Source organism: Microbacterium oxydans, assembly GCF_900095745.1.
In the GTDB taxonomy this organism is placed as follows: domain Bacteria; phylum Actinomycetota; class Actinomycetes; order Actinomycetales; family Microbacteriaceae; genus Microbacterium; species Microbacterium oxydans_B.
In genome coordinates, this window is sequence record NZ_FMIR01000019.1 from 210,559 (window position 1) to 231,538 (window position 20,980).

Consider the following 20,980-nt stretch of genomic DNA (forward strand, 5'->3'; position numbering starts at 1 on the left):
GTTAAAGGTTGCTTGTCATGCCAGTGTATCGGAGCGATGAGGCTCCCGAGGGTCAGCTGGCCTCTTGCAGCACCGGGTCGGTGACGTCGTCGATCTTCGACGAACGGATCGCGTGACCTGCGGTGGAAAGGCATCGCCCGGTCTTCAGATCCCACTTCCAGTCGTGCATGCTGCACGTGAGGATGCCGTCTTCGTCGACCGTGCCGGTGCGGGTGAGGTCTGCGCGCAGGTGCGGGCAGCGACGCTGAACGACCCAATCGCCGATCTCGGTGTCTTCGGTCTGGTCGGTCTGCTCCTGGTACCAGTTCTCGACGTACTCGATGCGGTCGACCGAGAGGCACTTGAGGAACGTGGTGAGGAACTCGTTGAACTTGCCGCTGCGGCCGACGGAGAACTGCATCGAGAGGAAGATCGAGTTCGACCAGTCGATCTCGTGGTCGACGATGTTGGTCGACACCAGATCGGCGGGGATGGTGTACCAGTACACGCACTCCTCGCCCGCGTACTCGCGGACCTTCGCGCGCGGGAAGTCCACGACCATGTCGAGTTCGCCGATGCGGAAGCGCACGCAGCCACCGACGCCGAGCCGGATCGTGCGGGACTTCTTCAGCAGCGGCTCCCACCACGTCTTGATGGCTTCGAGCATCTCCGCGGGCGGGATGATCTCGGCGCGAGAGGCCTCCTCATCGTGGATCTCCTGCTGTCGGCTCGCGCGCTGCTCCTCGAGGTAGTCCCACTTCTCATCGAAGATGTGCGCGATCTCGGCCTCGGTGTAGAGAGTCTGCTCGCTGGTGACCGCTCCCCCGTCGACCGTGACCACGGTGCCGGGGATGAAGAGCTGGCCGTCGTACTGCGGCGCGAGCTCCTTCATGTGCGCGAGGAACTGCTTCTGATCCGTGAAGATCGACTCGCCGTTCTTGCCGAGCCCGTTGAAGTCGAACAGGTCGTCGCGGAGGAACATGGGCGGGCCGGCCATCGGGAAGACGTGCGGGGCATCGACCTTCTCGATGTAGTACATGGCGCGCTTGTTCTGCGCCTCGCGCTTGAGCCGAGCGAAGTTCTGCTTGGCATCCAGCGGCAGGTCGTAGACCATGGGCCACCAGATAGCTCCGGAGACCTGCGTGAAGTACGCGTCGGGCTTGCCGAAATCGAGCAGCTTCTCGAGGTCGAGCGGGTGCGAGTCGTTCTGGTTGAGCACCGAGCCGGTACCGTCGTCGACGCTCAGGGAGGAGTCGCCGATCGGACCGTCGCTGGGCGCGCGCAGCGGTGTGATCATCATCTTGAGCTCACCGCGCTCGATGACCCGACCCGCGGGTGCGTAGGTGATGTTCGTGTAGCCGAGCGCGCGGATGTCCTTCTCGAGGTCATCGGTCGGGTACTCCGGAAGAAGCACCTCGATGTCCTTGCGGATGTAGCGCTCGAGCAGCTTCGGGTCGAAGTGGTCGCGGTGGCGGTGCGAGATCCAGAGGAAGTCGGCCTCACGCCCGAAACGCTCCCAGTCGAGCCCTCGGTTGTCGGGGAACGGGAACCAGGATCCGTAGAAAGAAGGCCCGAGGACCGGGTCGCAGATGATGTTCCCGCCCAAGGTCTCGATGAACATCCCGGCGTGGCCGAGTCCCGTGATCCGCATTGCATTCCTCCCGAAAGTGAACCGTTCGATTGTACCGAGGGCTCCCTGTGGGCCCGGTCGACCTCGCCGTGAGTATTCCGGTCAGGCGTCGAAGAACCCGCGGCGGCCTCACCGACACATCGCCGCGCGAGGCCGCCGTGCCACACTTCAGGCGTTGGAGCCGTGGGGGTATCGCAGGCGGGCCGCTCCGATGACCAACAAGGTGATGAGCGCTGCCAATGCGACTATCAGGAGAGCAGTGGCGCCTACGGATCCGGTGATCGTCACGGCCGGAGCATATTCCCGTCCGGCAGCGCCGCGAAACGTCGCGATAAATGGAATCGCGATCGTCGTCCCGCCGCCGAACGCCACGGCCGCGCATAGCATCCATCCAACGAGCACGATCCCGACCGAGATGAGGAGTGAATGGAGAACGACCAGGCAATAGCCAACCATCGACGAAGCCGAGCCGCGCATTCCGATCGCCCCTTCAGCGCTCGTCATCGTACGCACCTGGCAGTGAAGCCATTCTTCGTGGACAGCTCGGGATACTTCCCCATCGCCCGGCACGTGTTCCACCAGCTGACAACGATCCACGTGGCGACACCGAGTACCGCCGCGGCAACGACGATCATCGCAATCGTCGTCACGACGATGACGACCAGGGGGAGAGGATCGGCAACGACGGGGTACGCCACGTCGCTGACCTCCTGATGCTTGACGATCTGCGTCAAGGTCGTTCCCTCGACGATGTAATGCGTTGGTACTGCCTCGCCATTGGCGTCGCGGGCCCAAGCCGGCTCAAAGACCACCTTGGTCACACCTTGCGCGTCAATGATCAGCGCCCCGCCTTCGTCGGTCGCCACGAGCCTGTGCCCTGCGGGAATCGACAGGCCATACGCGTAAGACTCGGACGCCAGTTCATTCTCGATGACCGAGAGGAGCTGTACGCCTCCCTCCGTCGGAACGACGGCGTTGGAGCTCTCACCGCCAGAGGCAAACGCGACGGCGCCGTTCTCTAGCGTGCTGGCGGGGGCTGAGGTTGCTGCATTGGGGAGAGATATCCCGAGCGAGAACTCCCCTACGGTCATGGAAACGCCATCTCTGGCATTGGCCGGGATGATCACGTCCAGATAGCCGTCGCTCATCACAGGATTGGCATTGTCCTGCGCTGGCGACTGGGAGCCGACGGGGTGCTGGAGCAAACCTTCACCCAGGTTGCCGAGAGCGCTTGCGACTGCCTGATCCTCCTCACCATATGAGGACGTACCTTCCTCGGCGAGAGCCGCTGTGGGCGTCACCATTGTTGCAGCCAACGCTCCCGCGATGATGATTCCTACTGTCCGGTTCGTTCTCATGTGCATCTCCAAGCCTCCTCTACTTGATCCCCGCTAACCGGTAACACGCTAGCTGTGTACGGGTTGCGACTGCTTGCGCACCGAACTTCCCGTAGATGCGCCCCACCCACCCCGTCCGGCTTGAGCTGTCCAAACGACGTGCCCGCGCTCGTCCTCCTTCGAACCTCGCGGCGAGAGACAGGTCAGGCGTCGAACAGCCCGCGGATGTCTTCGGCGGAGAGGGACTGCGCGAACAGTGCCTCGTCGTCCAGCACCGCCGTGAACAGACGCGCCTTCCGACGCTGGAGTTCGAGCACCTTCTCCTCGATCGTGCCCGTGGCGATCATGCGGTAGACGAACACCTGGTTGTCCTGACCGATGCGGTGCGTGCGGTCCACGGCCTGCGCCTCGGCGGCCGGGTTCCACCATGGGTCGAGCAGGAACACGTAGTCGGCCTCGGTGAGGGTGAGTCCGAATCCGCCGGCCTTCAGGCTGATGAGGAACACCGGCTGCTCCCCCGACGTGAAGCCTTCGACCACCTTCTGGCGGTGCCGCGTCGAACCGTCGAGATGCGCATACGGGATGCCTGCGGCTTCGAGGCGCGCCGCGGCCATGTCGAGGAACGACGTGAACTGGCTGAACACCAGAGCCCGATGCCCCTCCGCCTGCAGCTCGATCACGCGCTCGAGCAGAACATCGAGCTTGCGGGATCCGATCTTCGCGTCTTCGGGATCGATCAGTCCGGGAGCCAGGCTGAGTATGCGCATCAGTGTCAGAGACCGGAACACGATGAAGCGGTTGCGGTCGAGGTCTTCCAGCAGTCCCAGCACCTTCTGCCGCTCGCGCTGCAGAACGACCTCGTAGAGCGCCCGGTGGGAGGAACTCAGCTCGACCTCGAGGATCTGCTCCTGTTTCGCCGGCAGCTCCGGTGCTACCAGCTCCTTCGTGCGGCGCAGCAGGAGTGGGCGGATGCGGCGGCGCAGCCGTTCGAGCCGGCGCTGCCGATAGGCCCCGCCCTCCTCGTTCTCGGGGACCTTGCCCTGCTCGATCGGCTGGATGTAGTCCTCGCGGAACTTCCGGGCAGAGGCGAAGAGGCCCGGAGCCGTCAGCTTGAGCAGTGCCCACAGCTCGCTGAGGCTGTTCTCCATCGGCGTTCCGGTGACCGCGAAGGTGACGTCGGCGGGGAAAGTCGCGACCGCGCGGTGCAGCTTGGTCTCGGGGTTCTTCACGAACTGGGCTTCGTCGAGGATGAGTCCGGCCCACTCGACACCGGCGTACGAGTCTTCGTCGAGCCGTGCGACGGCATAGGTCGTGATCACGAGGTCGATGTCAGCCAGCGAGGATGCCAGCGGTGGCCCCTGTGTGCTCGCCCGGACCAGCACGCGCAGCGCCGGCGCGAATCGTGCGGCCTCGCCGCGCCAGGTCGCGAGGACAGACGTGGGCACGACGACGAGGAACGGTCGCCGCTCCCCCGCTTCGCGCGCGTGCATGATGAGCGCCAGCAGCTGCAGCGTCTTGCCGAGGCCCATGTCGTCGGCGAGGATGCCGCCGAGGCGGTGCGCCCAGAGGAAGGCGAGCCAGTCCAGACCCTCCTTCTGATAGGGGCGGAGTTCGGCCGTGATTCCTTGCGGCACCGCGACCGCCGGTACGGAGCTCGCCCGACGCAGCCCGTCGGCCGTCGCCCGCCATGTCACGGCGGGAAGAGCCTCGTCGGCGAGATCCTCGAACTCCTCCCACAGGTCAGTCTGGTGTCGGCTGATCCGCGGACCGGCTTCCCACTCCTCGAGGTCGCCGGCCTCGTCGATCAGCTCGCGGAGGCGGTCCAGCGCCCGGTGATTCAGAGAGAAATAGCCGCCGTCGGAGAGGAGGAGCTTCTTCTTCCCCTTGCTGAGTGCGGTGAAGAGCGGTCCGAACGGGATGGTCCGGCCGTCGATCTTCACCAGGACACCGAGATCGAACCAGTCGGGATCAGTGCTCTCGACCGTGGTCACCGTGATCTCGGGCTCGCCCGTGAGCTCGTGATAGCTCTTGCTGCGGCCGGTGACGGTGACGGTGACGCCCTCGGCCTCGAGCGCCGGCACCACTCGGGTGACGAACTCGGCGGCCGCGATGTCGTGGAAAGTCCCGGTGGGCGCGAGCTCCTCCCCCAGTCGTTCCGTCCACACGGCCTGCAGCGCATCCCTCAGGGCATTCTCGGCGACGGCGTCTCGCACCGCATCGGAACTCGGCGTGAAAGGCACGAGTCCGAACCCGCGGTAGTCCCACTCGAACGAATACTTGACGGTGTCGCCCCGCTGGAAGGACAGTTCCAGCACGGCACGGGGCGCGGGAAGAGGAGGCAGCTCGACCCGACCGACCGGCCGCACGTCGATACGGCGAGCCAGCAGCGGATAGGCATCGCGGAAGAACGCCGCCTCGTCGCGGGCCGGCACCTCGAGGCCTTCGCCGGCACCCAACAGCGCGTGGACGGGTCGGCTGATCGCCACCTCAGCCAGCGTCACGCGGAGCTTCGTGCCGCGCTGCGCGACCTCGTACAGACCACTGTGCCCGATCGGATGCACGGCGAGCGGTTCGACCTCGCGGCCGTCGATGGTGATGTCCGGGCGCACGACGAGGCCACCGCCCTCGCGTGCGACGGTCGCACCGATCGATGCGCGCTCCGCGAGCACGACAGTCGTGCTCTTCTGGGTGGCGACCAGCGGGATGCCGACGTCAGCCCCCGCACGCAGATGCCCCCAGAGCAGACCGGACTCGATCAGGTCGGCCACCAGCCAGTCGCCCGCAGTGCCGGAGAGGAGCGTGTCGCGCGCGATGCTGAGCAGATCGGCGAACCACCGCGACCGGTCGCGCCCGTACTGCGTGGGCGAGCGGCGAACCGCGTCCCACGATGCGGTCCCCTGTACCCAGGCGCCGGTGGACGCACTCTTCTCGAGCGGTCGGATTCCGAGCAGGATCTCGCCGGTGCGCTTCGCCACATCGCGTGCGGTCGCCGTGCGCTGGGGACGGGACGCCCACGGGTTCGCGCCTCGGCCGTCGCGCAGTCGCAGTTCCACACCGAGTGCGAGTGGAGTTTCGGCGTCGTCGCGTGGAGCGCCGAGAATCGACCGCCAGTCCGCGGATGCCGAGCCCTCCGAGCGGGACGGGTCGGACGCGAGGGACATGCCCCCATCCTCTCCGACACCACCGACAGTGTCTCGTGCCGGACGGTCAGGCGGAGCGGGCCACCCGCGCGAGCACGCCGTGCACGAACGCGCCGGAGTCGTCGGTCGAGAATTCCTTCGCGAGCTCCACGGCCTCGTCGATCGCGACAGCCGTCGGCACCTCGTCGTTGTAGAGGATCTCCCACACGGCGATGCGGAGCAGCGCGCGGTCGACCGCGGGCATCCGCTCGAGCTTCCAGTCACGACTGTGCGTCGTGATCTGCTCGTCGATCTCGTCGCGCTGGTCGATGATGCCGTCGACGACCTCACGGGCATAGAGCCAGGAGGCTTCACGTGCAGGCTCGCTGGCCGCACGCTTCGCCTCGGCTGCCAGTGTCACGGCGATGTCATCCCCGCGCACATCGGCGGAGAACAGGATGTCGAGAGCGCGCTTGCGCGCCTTCGTCCGGGCGCTCACGCCTTACTTCTCGCGGCCGAGGTAGTCACCCGTGCGGGTGTCGACCTTGACCTTGGTGCCGGCCTCGACGAACAGCGGCACCTGGATCTCGTAGCCGGTCTCGAGGGTCGCGGGCTTGGTGCCGGCCGACGAGCGGTCGCCCTGCAGACCCGGCTCGGTGTAGGTGATCTCGAGGATCACGGATGCCGGAAGGTCGATGTAGAGCGGGTTGCCGTGGTTCAGCGCAATGGTCACGGCCTGGTTCTCGAGCAGGAAGTTCTTCGCGTCGCCCACCGTGGCCGCACCGACCGTGATCTGGTCGAAGTCGGTCTGGTCCATGAACACGTAGCCGTCACCATCGGTGTACAGGTACGTGTAATCGCGGCGGTCGACGTTCTCGATCTCGATCTTCGCGCCCGCGTTGTACGTGCGGTCGACGACCTTGCCGGACACGACGTTCTTCAGCTTGGTGCGCACGAACGCACCACCCTTGCCGGGCTTGACGTGCTGGAACTCGATGACGCTCCAGAGCTGCCCGTCGATGCTGAGGACGACGCCGTTCTTGATGTCTGCGGTAGATGCCATGCGCTGCGAGTTCCGTTCGTGTGTCTGCGGGTTCGGACGAGGCCGACAGTCGAGTCTAAGGGATGCGCGCCCGGACCCCCGCACGGCTCATGCCGCGAAGAGACCCGTCACACGAGAACATAGGCCCGCAGCACCGCCTGGCACACCCCGTTGACGTCGGGGGTTTTCGGCGCTCAACCTGGAGGCGGAAGAGAGGGACGCTCATGTCCGGAAGAGCAGCGCGCAGGCGGAGCGGACGTCCTGATGGAGGACTCGATCCGACCCTGGTGACCAGTCAGCCCGCGCTGCGGTCGTCCTCCGGAGCCATCTGGCTCGTCGTCGCCGCGCTGTTCGCCGTCATGAGTCTCGTGCCCCTGGTGGCCATTGCGGTGGACGGCGGCCCCGCGGAATCCGTGGCAATCGTGACCGCGACGCTCGTGGTCGGTCTTCTGCTCGCGATGCTGGTGATCCGTTGGACGATACGCGAAGGGCCACCCCGGCTGCACGCGTTGGCAGGCTGCTTCCTCGGCATGGCGCTGATCGCCCTCATCGGCATGGTGATCTGCGTGATGATCGTGTGGATCCCGCTGACGCGCTGAGGACTCGCTTCGATCAGAGGTGCGTGACCAGTTCGCGCACGGCGTCAGCGTAGCCGTCGACGCCGCGGCCGATGACGCGCACCACTGCGACGTCATGCAGGTAAGAGTGGTGGCGGAACTCTTCGCGGGCGTACACATCGGAGATGTGCACCTCGGCGAACGGCAGCGCGACACCGGTCAGCGCGTCCCGCAGCACTACGGACGTGTGCGTGAGCCCCCCGGGGTTGATCACGATGGCCGCGCAGTCCTCGCCCGCGGCGTGGATGGCGTCGATCAGGACGCCCTCGTGGTTGCTCTGCACCGCGCGCACCTCGAAGTCGAACTCGGCGGCGGCAGCAGCGGTGATCCGCTCCACGTCGGCGAGCGTGGCGGTGCCGTAGACATCGGGTTCGCGCGTGCCCAGCAGGTTCAGGTTCGGGCCGTTGACCAGGAGGATGCGGCGGGTCACGCACCCACCTCCTGGTAGGCGGCGAACATCAGCGACTCGTCTGGGGCCTGCAGCACGGTGGGCTTGGCGATGTCGTCGAGCAGGATGAACCGCAGCATCCCGCCGCGACTCTTCTTGTCGCGCTGCATCGTGGCGAGCAGTTGCGGCCACGCGCCCGCCCGGTAAGAGGTGGGAAGACCCAGGGACTCCAGGATGGTGCGGTGGCGCTCAGCCGCGGTATCCGAGAGCCGGCCGGCAAGGCGTGAGAGTTCCGCGGCGTACAGCATCCCCACCGAGACCGCCGCGCCATGCCGCCAGCGATACCGCTCGGCGTGCTCGATCGCGTGCCCGAGGGTGTGTCCGTAGTTGAGGATCTCGCGGAGCCCCGCTTCGCGGAAGTCGTCGGAGACCACCTCGGCCTTCATGGCGATCGCCAGTTCGATCGCACGACGGAACTCGTCCGTCGTCGTGTCCACCGCGCGAACGGGATCGGACTCGATGATGTCGAGGATCTCCGGTGCCCAGATGAACCCGGCCTTGACCACCTCGGCGAACCCTGCGGTCGCCTCGTTCGGGCTCAGGCTGGCGAGCTCGTCGAGGTCACCGATCACGGCGCTGGGGGCCCAGAAGGCGCCGACGAGGTTCTTGCCCTCGGCGGTGTTCACGCCGGTCTTTCCGCCGACCGCGGCGTCGACCAGCCCGAGAACGGTGGTGGGCACCTGGACCAGCTGCACACCGCGCAGCCAGGTCGCCGCGACGAAACCTGCGAGATCGGTCACTGCACCGCCGCCGTAGCCGACGACGGCGTCGCTGCGGGTGAAGTCGGCCTGCCCCATGACCTGCCAGCAGAATGCGGCGACCTCGATGCGCTTGCCCTGCTCCGCGTCCGGGATCTCGGCGAGCAGAACTTCGCGCGGCCCTTCGGCCGTGTCGGCGAGCAGACGGTCCCGCAGCTCGGCCGCGCGCGCCGCGAGCGTCGGCGGGTGCACGACCAGGACCTTGCGCACACCCGGCGCGAGGGCAGCGGAGACCTGCTCGAGGATCCCCCGCCCGATCGTGATGTCGTAGGCATCGTTCCCGGTGACACTGATGGTCGTCGTGCTCATCGCTGCTCTCTCCTCCATGTCACGATGTCGTCCGCGATCCTCTGCATCGGACGACGTGAGGTGTCGAAGGTCGTCGAGGCGACCTCGGCGTACCACCTCCGGCGTTCCTCGAAGATCTTCTTCCAGCGCTCGACCGGATCCTCCTCGCCCGCCAGCAGGGGGCGATTGCTGCCGCGCAGCCGATCGGCCACCGCATCGACGCTCACCGTCAGGAAGACGACCGGTTGATCCTTGAGCAGATCGCGCGTGTCGGCCTGCGTCACCGCGCCGCCTCCGAGGGAGATCACGCCGCCCTCGGAGAGCGCCTCCGCCACCGCTGCCCGCTCGAGGTCGCGGAAGTGCGCCTCTCCGTGCTCGGCGAAGATGGCAGGGATCGGGCCGTGCGTCGCGACGATGCGCTTGTCGGTGTCGACGAAGGCGACTCCCAGACGACGCGCGACGCGTCGACCGACGCTGGTCTTGCCGGCGGCCATCGGGCCGACCAGCACCAGCGTCAGCGGGTCAGCCTCGCTCGTCATGCGCGATGAGCGCCGCCTCGGACGCGGGTGTCGTGCGCAGCTCCGCGGGGATGCCGTCGAGGTACCCGTCGAGGTTGCGCCGCGTCTCACGGATGCTGTCGCCGCCGAACTTCTCGAGTACGGCGTTCGCCAACTCGACCGCGACCATGGCCTCGGCGACCACACCCGCAGCGGGAACCGCGCACACGTCGGAGCGCTGGTGGTGGGCGGTCGCGTCGTCGCCGGTCGCGATGTCGATGGTGCGCAGCGCGTGCGGCACCGTGGCGATCGGCTTCATGCCGGCACGCACGCGCAGGACGGTTCCCGTGGACATACCGCCCTCGGTGCCGCCGGCGCGGTCAGAGCCGCGCGTGATGCCGTCAGCGGTCGCGAACAGCTCGTCGTGCGCCGCCGAGCCACGACGGCGCGTGGTCTCGAATCCATCGCCCACCTCGACGCCCTTGATCGCCTGGATGCTCATCAGTGCCTGGGCGAGACGGGCGTCCAGGCGCCGGTCCCAGTGCACGTGCGAGCCGAGCCCGGGCGGGAGGCCGTACGCCAGCACCTCCACGATGCCGCCGAGCGTGTCGCCGTCCTTCTTCGCATCGTCGACCTCGGCGACCATCAGCGCCGAGGTCGCGGGGTCGAAGCAACGCAGCGGATCGGCGTCCAGGGCATCCACGTCGTCCGGAGTCGGAAGAGCAGATCCCGGAGGAACCTGCACCGGACCGATCGAGAGCGTGTGGCTGACCAGACGGATGCCGAGCTCGCCGAGGAACGAACGGGCGATGGCACCGAGCGCGACGCGTGCGGCCGTCTCTCGAGCACTCGCACGCTCGAGGATCGGACGCGCCTCGTCGAAGTCGTACTTCTGCATGCCCACGAGGTCAGCATGCCCCGGGCGCGGGCGCGTCAGCGGAGCGCTGCGCCCACGGGACTTGTCGGTGAGCTCGACGGGCTCGGGGTTCATGACCTCGATCCACTTCGGCCACTCGGTGTTGCCGATGCGCAGGGCGATCGGGCTACCCAGGCTCTTGCCGTGACGGACGCCGCCCGAGAGGGTCAGCTCGTCCTGCTCGAACTTCATTCGCGAGCCACGGCCGTAGCCCAGCTTGCGGCGGGCGAGATCGGCCTGGATGGCTTCGGAGGAGACAGGGACGCCGGAGGGCAGACCCTCCATGACGGCGATGAGTTCTGGGCCGTGGGATTCGCCGGCCGTGAGCACGCGGAGCATTGCTCCAGTCTCCCACGGGTTCGGACCCCCGCTGCGCCGCGTTTCGTCCTGCGCGTCGGGTCAGAGCGCGGCGCGCATCGCGGCGACGACCGAGTCCTCATCCGGCAGCTCTGTGCGGGGATCCCCGTGATGGAAGACGCGGATCTGACGAACGGCCTGGTGCAGCAGCATGCCGAGTCCGGAGATCACGGCGCCGTCGCCCCAACCCGCCGCGAGAGCCGAAGGCCACGGCGCGTAGGCGGCATCGAACAGCGCTCCCCCGCTCTCGGCCAATGCCGTCGAGGTGTCGGCAGGAAGCGCGGTCCCACTGGGCAGAGTCGCGATGGTGAGATCGGCGCGCGAGGGCTTCGCATCGAGCGGCTGCGTCTCCACCAGGACACCGATGTGCGCTCCGAGCGCCACCAGTCCGGCCGCCCGCTCGGGTCGTCGGGCGTGCACGAACACGCGGGTCGCACCCAGCTCCATCGCAGCTACGAGGGCAGAGGCGGCCGTGGCACCGGCCCCGAGGATGCGGACCGTTCCCGCCTCAGTCACGCCGGCCTCGGCCAGCGCGTCGACGATCCCGCCGACATCGGTGTTGAACCCCGCGGGCGCGTCCCCGAGCAGCAGGGTGTTGACAGCACCGGTGAGTTCAGCGTGGGCATCCTTCGTCGCCGCGGCGCGGAACGCCTCCTCCTTCAAGGGCATGGTCAGCGAGAGACCACGCCAGGAGTCGTCGAGTTCCGCGAGGGCGTCCGCGAACGCGGGTGCCGTGACCTGACGGCGTCCGTACTGCCAGTCCACGCCCAGCACCCGGTACGCCGCGGCATGCAGGTCCGGCGACTTGGAGTGCGCGATCGGGTCGCCCCAGACCGCCAGACGGGTACCTGTCACCGTCTCAGCAGCCCGCGTCGGGGTTGTCCCGGCACCACGCGCGCCACTTCTCGATCCCCTGTTCGTGCTCGGACATGGTCTCGGAGAACTGTGTCTCTCCGGTGTCCAGATTGATCGTGACGAAGTACAGCCAGGGACCGTCCACCGGATGCATGGCGGCATCGATGGCAGCGTCGCTCGCGCTCGAGATCGGGGTCGCGGGGAGCCCCTGGCGCTTATAGGTGTTCCACTCGTTGTCGCTCTCGAGCGCTTCCTTGGAGCTCGAGACGACGCCCTCGTGCAGCGATCCGTAGCCGTACTGGGCGGTCGAGTCCATCTGCAGCAGCATGTCGATGTCCAGGCGGTTCTGGATGACTCGCGACACCTTAGCGAAGTCGTCCAGTCGGCCTTCACGCTGGATGATCGAGGCGATCGTCAGCACGCGCTGCGCGTCTTCGGGCGGCACTCCTGCCTCATCGAGCGCCTGGCGGGTGCGGTCGACCATCCGCTGGATGACCTGCGTCGGGGTGACCGCAGGATCGAAGGTGTACACGGCCGGGAACAGCCAGCCTTCAAGGCTCCGCGCGTCGACGCCGTACTGCGACGGGTCCTTTACCGCGGCCTCGAAGTCGGCGAGCGGAAGCCCGAGCGTCTCGGCCATCGCCGGCAGCGACGAGACGATCGTCGCGCCCTCCCCGACCGACACCGTGTTCTCGAGCTTGTTGGACTCGTCCTCGAGAGCGGCGAGAGCGGCCTCGGCCGTCATCTTCTGCTGCAGGCGGTAGACACCCGGGTAGAACGTCGGGTTGATGCCCTCGTCGACGAGATAGTCGTAGAACACATCCTCGGTCTTCGTGACACCCGCTTCGTGGAGAGCGATCGAGACCGGCCCGCCGGTGTCGCCTTCCTTGATCGTGACCAGGGCTTCGCCGGTCGCCTGCCCCGCTTCCCAGTCCTTCGGCGCGCCCCAGCCCATGGCCTCGCTGATGCGGTCGCCGTAGGTGTTCGCCACCCAGACACCGGCTCCCGCGAGTCCACCGACGATCGCGAGGACGATGATCAGCGCGATCAGACATCCCTTGCGACGCTTCTTCTTCGGCTTGGCGTCGACGTGATCGTCATGCGGGGCGAAGAGATCGTCGAGCCCCCCGCCGATCACGGACTCCGGCGCTGCGGCTGCCGCCGGCGATGCGACCACGGGAACGGCTCGCGTCGGCGTGTCGGCGGCATCGGCGGAGTCGCGCACCGGGATCGGCGACGGCGACTCGCCGTTGGCGGCGACCGCCTCGTCGGCGGAAGCACGGACCGGGACAGGTGATGGCTGCAGGGGATCACCCGATGCGCCGTTCGAAGGGGCGGCGGCATCGCCCGAGGCGGCTTCACGAGCCGCACGACGCGACCCCGGAGCGGGCGCACTGTTGTCGACCGTCGGAATCTGCGTGGTCGGCTCCGGAAGGTTCTCGAACAGCTCCCCCAGGCGGGAGTCTGCGTCATGCCGCGGCGTTTCGTTGTCGCGTTCGGACATCGTCAGGCGTGCTCCTCGTCAGGCGAGATGGCCGCACCGGCCGGGTTTCCGGTGCTCTTCTCCATATCGATCGCCTGCTGCAGAAGCACCACGGCGGCGACCTGATCCACAATGCTACGAGACTTCTTCTGAGATCTCCCGGAACTGCGCAGGGCGGCGTGCGCGGTCACGGTGCTCAGCCGCTCGTCCACCAGTCGCACGACGATGCCGCTGCGCTGCTGGAGAGCGGCCGCGAACTCCCGCGCATCGGTGGTCGACGGCGTGTCGACACCCTGCATGTTCACCGGGAGTCCGACGACGAACTCCAGGGGCTCGTACTCCCCCGCGAGCTGTATCAAGCGATCGATCGATGACTCATCCCGAGGGACCGTCTCGACCGGCACGGCGAGCATGCCGTCGGGGTCGCAACGGGCGACACCGACTCTCGCCCGACCCACGTCGATGCCGAGCCGCACACCGCGGCGGAAGCCGCTCACGCGCCGTGCAGCTCCTGCGAGATGGCCTCGAGGGCCGCGGGAAGTGCCTCGGCATCCGCGCCGCCGCCCTGTGCGACATCGTCGCGTCCTCCGCCGCCGCCGCCGAGCACCCCGGCGGCACGCTTCGCGAGCGCTCCCGCCTTCGCGCCGGCGGATCGAGCAGCATCGTTCGTCGCCACGACCACGACCGGGCGACCGTTGACGACCGCCCCCAGAGCGACGACCGCGGCATCGGAGCCGAGCCGATCGCGCACGCCGTTGACGAGGTCGCGCACATCATCGGCAGATGCCACGTCGCCGAGGTTGAGTGCTGCCAGTCGGAAGGCGCCGACGCGCTTCGCGGCCTCGACGATCGCCGGGATCTGCCCCGCGCGCTCTTTGGACTCGAACTGCGCGATGCGCTTCTCGGCGGCCTTCAGGCTCGCCGTGAGATCGGCGATGCGCTCGGGCAGCTGCTCGCGGGGCGTCTTCAGCGAGCTGGTGAGCTGCGAGACGATCGCCCGTTCCGCCGCAAGCTCGCGGAAGGCGTCGGCGCCGACGAGGGCCTCGATACGACGGTTGGATGCACCGACGGACGATTCTCCGACGAGGCTGACCAGACCGATCTCGGCGCTCGTGCCCACGTGCGTGCCTGCGCACAGCTCACGCGACCAGGGGCCGCCGATGTCGACCATGCGCACGACGTCGCCGTACTTCTCGCCGAACAGCGCCATGGCGCCGGCTTCCTTCGCCTCGTCGAGGGAGACGATGCGGGTTGTCACCTCGAGGGCGTCCTGCACCGCGCGGTTGGTGATCTCCTCGATCTCGCTGCGGGTGTCGGCGGAGAGCGCCTGCGACCAGGAGAAGTCGAATCGCATGTAGCCGGCACGGTTCAACGAACCCGCCTGCGTCGCGGTCGGTCCGAGCGTGTCGCGGAGGGCGGCGTGCACGAGGTGAGTCGCGGAGTGCGCCTGGCGTGCCGCGCGGCGATTGGCGGCATCGACGACGGTCGTCGCGATGTCATTGACCGCGACGCTTCCGCGGGCGACCTCGACGGTGTGGCTGATGAGACCGGGAACGGGCTTCTGCACGTCGAGGACCTCGAGCTCGTAGCCCGGTCCGACGATCGTGCCCTTGTCGGCGACCTGTCCGCCCGATTCCGCATACAGGGTGGTCTCGCTGAGCACGACCTCGGCGATCTGTCCCTCGGCGGCGCTGCGCACCGGGACCCCGTCGACGAGGAGCCCGATCACACGCGATTCGACTTCGAGCGCTGTGTATCCGTCGAAGCCGGTCTCGCCCAGGGCGCGCAGGTCGCGGTACACCGAGACGTCGGCGAGCTGGCGCTTGCGATTGCGAGCGTCAGCCTTGGCGCGCTGGCGCTGCTCCTGCATGAGCGTGTCGAATGCGGTGCGGTCGACCTCGAGCCCGGCCTCTTCGGCAACCTCGAGGGTGAGATCGATCGGGAAGCCGTAGGTGTCGTGCAGCAGGAAGGCCTCGGGACCACTGAGGGTCTTGCCTCCGCCCTTCTTGGTCTCGTCCAGAGCGAGGTCGAGGATCGTCGAACCGGCGACGAGCGTGCGACGGAAGGTCTCCTCCTCGGCGAAGGCCGAGGCCGAGAGCACTGACCAGTCCTTCTCGAGCTCCGGGTAGGTCGTCTTCATCACGTCGCGCGATGCGGCGAACAGTTCCGGGAACACCGGCTCATCGACGCCCAGGAGGCGCATGGAGCGAACCGTGCGGCGCATCAGGCGGCGGAGGATGTACCCGCGGCCCTCGTTGGACGGACGAACCCCGTCGGAGAGCAGCATGAGCGAGGAACGCACGTGGTCGGCGACGACGCGGAAGCGCACGTCATCCTCGTGCTGCACGCCGTAGCGGCGTCCGGAGAGTTCGATGGCGCGGTCCAGCACCGGACGCACCTGGTCCGACTCGTACATGTTCTCGACGCCCTGCTTGAGGAAGGCGACGCGCTCGAGTCCCATGCCGGTGTCGATGTTCTTCATCGGCAGCTCGCCGACGATGTCGAACTCGGTCTTGCCACGGATGTTCTCGATGAAGTCCTGCATGAACACGAGGTTCCAGATCTCCAGGAACCTCGTGTCGTCGACGGCCGGGCCGCCGTCTTTGCCGTATGCCGGACCGCGATCGAAGAAGATCTCGGAGTCGGGGCCGCCGGGACCGGGCTGGCCGGTGTTCCAGTAGTTGTCCGCACGCCCCAGTCGCTGGATGCGCTCGGGCTTCAATCCGATGATGTCGCGCCAGATGGCCTCGGCCTCGTCGTCGGTCTCGTAGACGGTGACCCAGAGGTCCTTCTCGTCGAAACCGAGACCGCCGTCGGACTCGGAGCTCGTCAGCAGCTCCCAGGCGTAGCGGATCGCGCCTTCTTTGAAGTAGTCGCCGAACGACCAGTTGCCCAGCATCTGGAAGAACGTGCCGTGACGCGCGGTGCGACCGACCTCTTCGATGTCGTTGGTGCGGATGCACTTCTGCACATCGGCGATGCGAGGATGCGGGGCGGGGACGACACCCGTGAGATACGGGATCATCGGCACCATCCCGGCGACCGTGAACAGCAGCGAAGGGTCGTCGCTGACCAGCGAGGCCGAAGGGACGATGAGGTGGTCGTTCTTCTCGAAGAAGTCGAGGTAACGCTGCGCGATCTCCGCAGTTTTCATAGAGTGCCGGGTGTCCTTGCGTGAAGATGCCGCGCCGTGGCGCTGCTGCGGTGGTTCAGTTGTCGCCCGGCTCCGTGAGCCGTGCCTCCTGCTCGCGGTAGGCGTCGCCGATGAGTGCGGTGAAACCGTTGATCCTGGCGTCGACCTCGGCGAGGATGTCGTGACCGCGCGGGTCCTTGTTCATGAAGTGAGCCGCGACGAAGCCGCCGATCACACCGACCAGGAACCATTGCACGTTCTTCATGTCGTCATCCTTGCCCTTGATCCGCGAAGGCGCGGTGTCACCATCGTATGCCGAAACGACAAGAGGCGTCGGGTCACCCCGACGCCTCTTGCGCTGCTGCTCTCAGAGAGCAGCGTGAGCGATGCTCAGCGTGCTGCGTAGTACTCGACGACGAGCTGCACTTCACAGGTCACGGGGACCTCGGCACGCTTCGGACGACGAACCAGACGCGACTGGAGCTTGTCGAGCTCGACCTCGAGGTAGCCGGGAACGGGAGGCAGAACCTCGGCGTGACCGCCGGCTGCTGCCACCTGGAAGGGCTCGGTGCCCTCGCTCTTGGGCTTGACGTGGATGAGCTGACCCGGCTTCACGCGGAACGACGGGCGGTCGACGAGCTGGCCGTCGACGAGGATGTGACGGTGCACGACGAGCTGGCGAGCCTGTGCGGTGGTGCGGGCGAAGCCCGAACGCACCACGAGTGCGTCGAGACGCATCTCGAGGAGCTCGACCAGGTTCTCACCGGTCAGACCGTCGTGACGACGGGCCTCGTTGAACGTGTTGCGCATCTGCTTCTCGCGGATGCCGTACTGCTCGCGCAGACGCTGCTTCTCACGCAGACGGACGGCGTAGTCGCTGTCTGCCTTGCGCTTGGTGCGGCCGTGCTCACCCGGAGCGTAGGGACGCTTCTCGAGGTAGCGGGCGGCCTTCGGGGTGAGCGGGATGCCGAGGGCACGGCTCAGACGCACCTTGCGGCGGTCCTGGGACTTCGTGGTCACGAAGCTGTCCTTCCGATGACGTGGTCGCGACTTTCACGACCCACGGACGTATCGTCCGCGTTCTGCCTTGGAGCGCACGCCGGGGCGCCAGCAAGGTGTGGTGTGAACGAGGAGATGCCCGAAAACACGGTTTCGAGCCGCTCAAGTCTAACAGATCGCGGCTCCGCGGCCGATCGTGCGGATCACCGGTCGCCGAGGATGCGGCGGATGCGCTCGAGCCGCGAACCGATGTCGCGCTCGGCGCCCAGGTTCTTCGGCTCGTAGTAGTGCTTGCCGTCGAGCTCGTCCGGCAGGTACTGCTGTGCCACCACGCCGTACTCGCTGTCGTGCGAGTACACGTAACCGCGGCCGTGGCCGAGACGCTTGGCCCCGGGATAGTGCGCGTCGCGCAGGTGCAGCGGCACACGTCCGAAGCCGCCGGAGCGGATGTCGGCGATCGCGGCATCGATTCCCACATAGGCGGCGTTCGATTTCGCGGTGGTGGCGAGGTACACGGTCGCCTCGGCAAGCGGGATGCGTCCCTCCGGCATGCCGATGAACGCCACCGCGTCGGCAGCGGCGACCGCGATGACGAGACCCTGAGGGTCGGCCAGACCGACGTCTTCCGACGCGGAGATCACCAGGCGCCGGGCGATGAACCGCGGGTCCTCCCCCGCTTCGATCATGCGCGCGAGGTAGTGCAGGGCCGCATCGGGGTCGGACCCTCTGATCGACTTGATGAACGCACTGATGACGTCGTAGTGCTCGTCGCCCTGCCGGTCGTAGCGCAGCAGCGCCTTGTCGACGGCCTGTGCGACGTCGTCGGCGGAGACCTCGGGCACCGTCGCTGCACCGTCTGCCGCGGCCGATTCACTGTCCTCACCGTCGTCGGAATCACTCTCCGCGGCGGACGCGTGCGAGAGAGCGACGGCGGCGCCGGCCTCGAGACCGGTGAGCGCACGCCTGGCGTCTCCGGATGCGAGCCGGATCAGCGCGGCCCGCGCCTCGGTGCTCAGTGCGACGGCGCCGTTCAGACCCCGCGCATCGACGACCGCGCGATCGACGAGCACGCCGATGTCGTCGTCGGTGAGCGGCTGCAGCGTGAGCAGCAGGGAACGCGACAGCAGCGGAGAGATCACGGAGAACGACGGGTTCTCCGTGGTCGCGGCGATCAGGATCACCCACCCGTTCTCGACGCCGGGCAGCAGAGCGTCTTGCTGCGCCTTCGTGAACCGGTGGATCTCATCGAGGAAGAGGATCGTGGTCTGACCGTAGAGGTCGCGCTGCGTGATCGCCTCCTGCATCACCTCGCGCACGTCTTTGACGCCGGCGGTGATGGCGGACAGCTCGACGAAGCGGCGCCCGGACGAGCGCGCGATCGCCTGCGCAAGCGTGGTCTTTCCGGTGCCCGGCGGCCCCCAGAGGATGATCGAGACCGCTCCGGGCGAGGTCGCCTCCGGATCGGCGAGGGCGACGATGGGAGACCCTGCACGCAACAGGTGCCGCTGCCCCGCGACCTCGTCGAGCGAGATCGGGCGCATGCGCACGGCGAGAGGCGTCTGCCCGGAGAGCAGCGCGGCAGGGGACGTCATCCCTCCAGGCTACCGGCGGCCCCCGACACTTCGGACGAGCGGGCGCGTCCCGGTAGGCTCTCAGGCGACGCTGCGTACCGGCGTCGGAACGGGAGATCCAGGGCATGGCCGCACGCGGTTCCAAGAACGCACAGTCACGCACCGCTGCAGAGCGCGCACGACTGCACACCGCGCGCACCCAGTGGCACGACGGGCAGATCCGGCGCCGCGTCCGCGACAACACGATCGCCGCGATCGTCGGCAGCCTCATCGTCGTCGCCGCGATCGGCAGTCAGGTCGTGCACGCGCAGGTGACCGCACCGGAGCCGACTCCGACTCCCACCGTCGAGCCGACGACCGCGCCGACCGACGCACCGACGACGGTTCCCACCGACGCGCCGTCGGAGAGCCCGGCACCGCTCCCCTCCGAGAGCCCCGCCGAGTAGCGCACCGGGCGACGGGCCTCGCTAGCCGCGGTTCGGCAGCACGTACGACGACGGGTCCGCTTCGAGGCGGGCGCCGACCAGGGTGTGCAGAGCCGGATACGCCGAGGCGTCGCCGACCAGGATCCCCCCGAGCAGCGTGTGTGCGTCTCCCGCCAGAACCAACTTGCGGTAGACCCCGGCGACGGGATCCGCGTAGAGCACGTCGACCGCGTCCGGCGTCCGAGCGAGCGCGTCCCCGAAGCTCGCCACATCGACGCCGGCCAGGGTGATGGCAGCGGATTCGTCGAACCCGGCGAACCTCGCGTCGTGTCCGAGAACGCGCCCCACTGCGACTTCGGCCATGTCGCGGGCCGGAGCGACCAGACCGAATCGGCGTCCGTCGAGACTGGCGACCTCGCCGATGGCCAACACCGATGGATCCGAGGTCCGGCAGGTGTCGTCGATGACGATGCCTCCGTAGGGATGAACCGCGATCCCGGCATTGCGGGCGAGCTCGTCGCGGGCTCGCAACCCGACCGTGAACACGACGACGTCGACACGTTGGAAGGAGCCGTCCTGGAACTCGATCGCCGTGACGACGCCGGACTCGTCAGGGTCCAGCCGCGTCACGCGTGTCCCCGTGCGCACCGCGATCCCCCGAGCCTGCAGATGGCGCTTCACGATGCTTCCGGCGGTGCCGTCGAGCTGCGCCTCCATCAGCCGATCCGCGTACTGCACCACCGTGGCATCGACCCCGATGGCCTGCAGCGCCCCGGAGGCCTCGAGTCCGATGGGGCCGCCGCCGACGACCACCCCGCGCAGATCCCGCTCGAGCTCCGACGCGCGTGCGCCCACGAAGTCACGCAGCGCCTCCGCATCTTCGACGGTGCGATACGAGAAGCAGCCGGGAAGCCCCGCACCTTCCACCGCCACCCGACCGGCGGAGGCCCCGGTCGCGAGCACCAGGGTGTCGTACCGATGCAGGCGACGCGAGCGCGTGCGGACGGTCTTCGCCCGACGGTCGATGTGCAGCACACGATCGTCGAGGACCAACTCGACGCGGTCATTCTCGAATGCCGCGAACGGCAGCGGGAGGTCGTCAGCCGAACCGCCGAGGAACAGCTCCCGCAGCCGCGTGCGGTCGTACGGGGCGCGCCCCTCGTCGCCGATCACCGTGACCCGCACGTCATCGCCCGCCCGCTGCACGAGCTGTTCGACGAAATGCTGGGCCGCCATCCCCGCACCGACGACGACGATCTCGGTGGCGAGTGGATGATTCATCGGTACGGCTCCTGTCGGCGGCGATCGTGCCGTACCCGTGACGCTATTCGGCCCGTGTTTCTCGGATGTCACGCGAGATGTTTCGCGCCGCGAACGATCGCATCACGGATACATAACGACAGTCATCTCACACCGCGATGAACGGGAAGTGAGGGATTCGCTCCACAGCCGTAACCTCACGTGCGGCCCCCGGAAACGAGGCTCGCGCATGCTCGAGTCAGTCGAGCATCCGTGCTCCCGTCCCC

Annotated in this window: 20 protein-coding genes; 2 read left to right on the forward strand and 18 right to left on the reverse strand. The window is 67.7% G+C overall.

Annotated elements, in window-relative coordinates; translation table 11 throughout:
• Positions 1-52: 52 nt before the first annotated feature.
• The 6 genes from BQ2383_RS16550 to efp form a co-directional block, all read right to left on the reverse strand.
• Positions 53-1,630 (reverse strand): Rieske 2Fe-2S domain-containing protein, encoded by a 1,578-nt coding sequence (locus BQ2383_RS16550; protein ID WP_091036446.1) that lies wholly within the window; start codon positions 1,628-1,630, stop codon positions 53-55.
• Positions 1,631-1,777: 147 nt separating this feature from the next.
• Complete coding sequence (locus BQ2383_RS16555; protein ID WP_029263348.1) at positions 1,778-2,113, reverse strand: hypothetical protein; 336 nt, start codon at positions 2,111-2,113, stop codon at positions 1,778-1,780.
• Entirely contained in the window at positions 2,110-2,967 is an 858-nt protein-coding gene (locus tag BQ2383_RS16560; RefSeq protein ID WP_140403375.1) for a hypothetical protein, read from the reverse strand. Before BQ2383_RS16560 ends, BQ2383_RS16555 begins: the two co-directional genes overlap by 4 nt.
• A gap of 182 nt (positions 2,968-3,149) precedes the next feature.
• Positions 3,150-6,107 carry a DEAD/DEAH box helicase gene (locus BQ2383_RS16565; protein WP_091036449.1) on the reverse strand — a complete coding sequence of 986 codons (2,958 nt, stop codon included), beginning with the start codon at positions 6,105-6,107 and terminating at the stop codon, positions 3,150-3,152.
• A 46-nt stretch (positions 6,108-6,153) separates the two neighbouring features.
• The gene (gene nusB / locus BQ2383_RS16570) at positions 6,154-6,564 is read right to left on the reverse strand and encodes a transcription antitermination factor NusB (protein WP_091036452.1); all 411 of its coding nucleotides are present in this window, start codon (positions 6,562-6,564) and stop codon (positions 6,154-6,156) included.
• Positions 6,565-6,567: 3 nt separating this feature from the next.
• Positions 6,568-7,128 (reverse strand): elongation factor P, encoded by a 561-nt coding sequence (gene efp / locus BQ2383_RS16575; protein ID WP_091036454.1) that lies wholly within the window; start codon positions 7,126-7,128, stop codon positions 6,568-6,570.
• Between the two features lie 266 nt (positions 7,129-7,394).
• On the opposite strand from efp, the gene BQ2383_RS16580 reads away from it, so the two are divergent.
• On the forward strand, positions 7,395-7,706 hold the full coding sequence (locus BQ2383_RS16580) for a hypothetical protein (RefSeq protein ID WP_091036456.1): 312 nt from the start codon (positions 7,395-7,397) through the stop codon (positions 7,704-7,706).
• A gap of 13 nt (positions 7,707-7,719) precedes the next feature.
• Here BQ2383_RS16580 and aroQ read toward each other — a convergent pair whose 3' ends face one another.
• The 11 genes from aroQ to BQ2383_RS16635 all read right to left on the reverse strand — a co-directional run bounded on the left by aroQ (position 7,720) and on the right by BQ2383_RS16635 (position 19,050).
• Entirely contained in the window at positions 7,720-8,154 is a 435-nt protein-coding gene (gene aroQ / locus BQ2383_RS16585; protein WP_091036459.1) for a type II 3-dehydroquinate dehydratase, read from the reverse strand.
• Complete coding sequence (gene aroB, locus BQ2383_RS16590) at positions 8,151-9,239, reverse strand: 3-dehydroquinate synthase (RefSeq protein WP_091036461.1); 1,089 nt, start codon at positions 9,237-9,239, stop codon at positions 8,151-8,153. Before aroB ends, aroQ begins: the two co-directional genes overlap by 4 nt.
• Positions 9,236-9,757, reverse strand: a complete 522-nt coding sequence (locus BQ2383_RS16595; RefSeq protein WP_029263341.1) for a shikimate kinase — start codon at positions 9,755-9,757, stop codon at positions 9,236-9,238. The genes aroB and BQ2383_RS16595 overlap by 4 nt, the downstream gene beginning before the upstream one ends.
• Positions 9,741-10,970, reverse strand: a complete 1,230-nt coding sequence (gene aroC / locus BQ2383_RS16600; protein WP_091036463.1) for a chorismate synthase — start codon at positions 10,968-10,970, stop codon at positions 9,741-9,743. Before aroC ends, BQ2383_RS16595 begins: the two co-directional genes overlap by 17 nt.
• Before the next feature lie 60 nt (positions 10,971-11,030).
• Entirely contained in the window at positions 11,031-11,843 is an 813-nt protein-coding gene (locus BQ2383_RS16605; protein WP_091036466.1) for a shikimate dehydrogenase family protein, read from the reverse strand.
• A 4-nt stretch (positions 11,844-11,847) separates the two neighbouring features.
• Positions 11,848-13,347 carry an endolytic transglycosylase MltG gene (gene mltG / locus BQ2383_RS16610; protein WP_091036469.1) on the reverse strand — a complete coding sequence of 500 codons (1,500 nt, stop codon included), beginning with the start codon at positions 13,345-13,347 and terminating at the stop codon, positions 11,848-11,850.
• A 2-nt stretch (positions 13,348-13,349) separates the two neighbouring features.
• The gene (gene ruvX, locus BQ2383_RS16615; protein WP_091036472.1) at positions 13,350-13,823 is read right to left on the reverse strand and encodes a Holliday junction resolvase RuvX; all 474 of its coding nucleotides are present in this window, start codon (positions 13,821-13,823) and stop codon (positions 13,350-13,352) included.
• Positions 13,820-16,480 carry an alanine--tRNA ligase gene (gene alaS, locus BQ2383_RS16620; protein ID WP_091036474.1) on the reverse strand — a complete coding sequence of 887 codons (2,661 nt, stop codon included), beginning with the start codon at positions 16,478-16,480 and terminating at the stop codon, positions 13,820-13,822. Before alaS ends, ruvX begins: the two co-directional genes overlap by 4 nt.
• Before the next feature lie 55 nt (positions 16,481-16,535).
• A complete protein-coding gene (locus BQ2383_RS16625) occupies positions 16,536-16,724 on the reverse strand; it encodes a hypothetical protein (RefSeq protein ID WP_029263335.1) in 189 nt (62 codons plus the stop codon).
• Between the two features lie 125 nt (positions 16,725-16,849).
• Complete coding sequence (rpsD, locus tag BQ2383_RS16630) at positions 16,850-17,479, reverse strand: 30S ribosomal protein S4 (protein ID WP_029263334.1); 630 nt, start codon at positions 17,477-17,479, stop codon at positions 16,850-16,852.
• Between the two features lie 182 nt (positions 17,480-17,661).
• Positions 17,662-19,050, reverse strand: coding sequence for a replication-associated recombination protein A (locus BQ2383_RS16635; RefSeq protein WP_091036477.1), 1,389 nt, complete (start codon positions 19,048-19,050; stop codon positions 17,662-17,664).
• 104 nt (positions 19,051-19,154) lie between these two features.
• Here BQ2383_RS16635 and BQ2383_RS16640 point away from each other — a divergent pair, with 104 nt between their 5' ends.
• Complete coding sequence (locus tag BQ2383_RS16640) at positions 19,155-19,475, forward strand: hypothetical protein (protein WP_091036479.1); 321 nt, start codon at positions 19,155-19,157, stop codon at positions 19,473-19,475.
• Positions 19,476-19,496: 21 nt separating this feature from the next.
• Here the strand turns inward: BQ2383_RS16640 and BQ2383_RS16645 are convergent, their stop codons facing one another.
• Positions 19,497-20,735, reverse strand: coding sequence for an NAD(P)/FAD-dependent oxidoreductase (locus BQ2383_RS16645; protein WP_091036481.1), 1,239 nt, complete (start codon positions 20,733-20,735; stop codon positions 19,497-19,499).
• Positions 20,736-20,980: the final 245 nt, after the last annotated feature.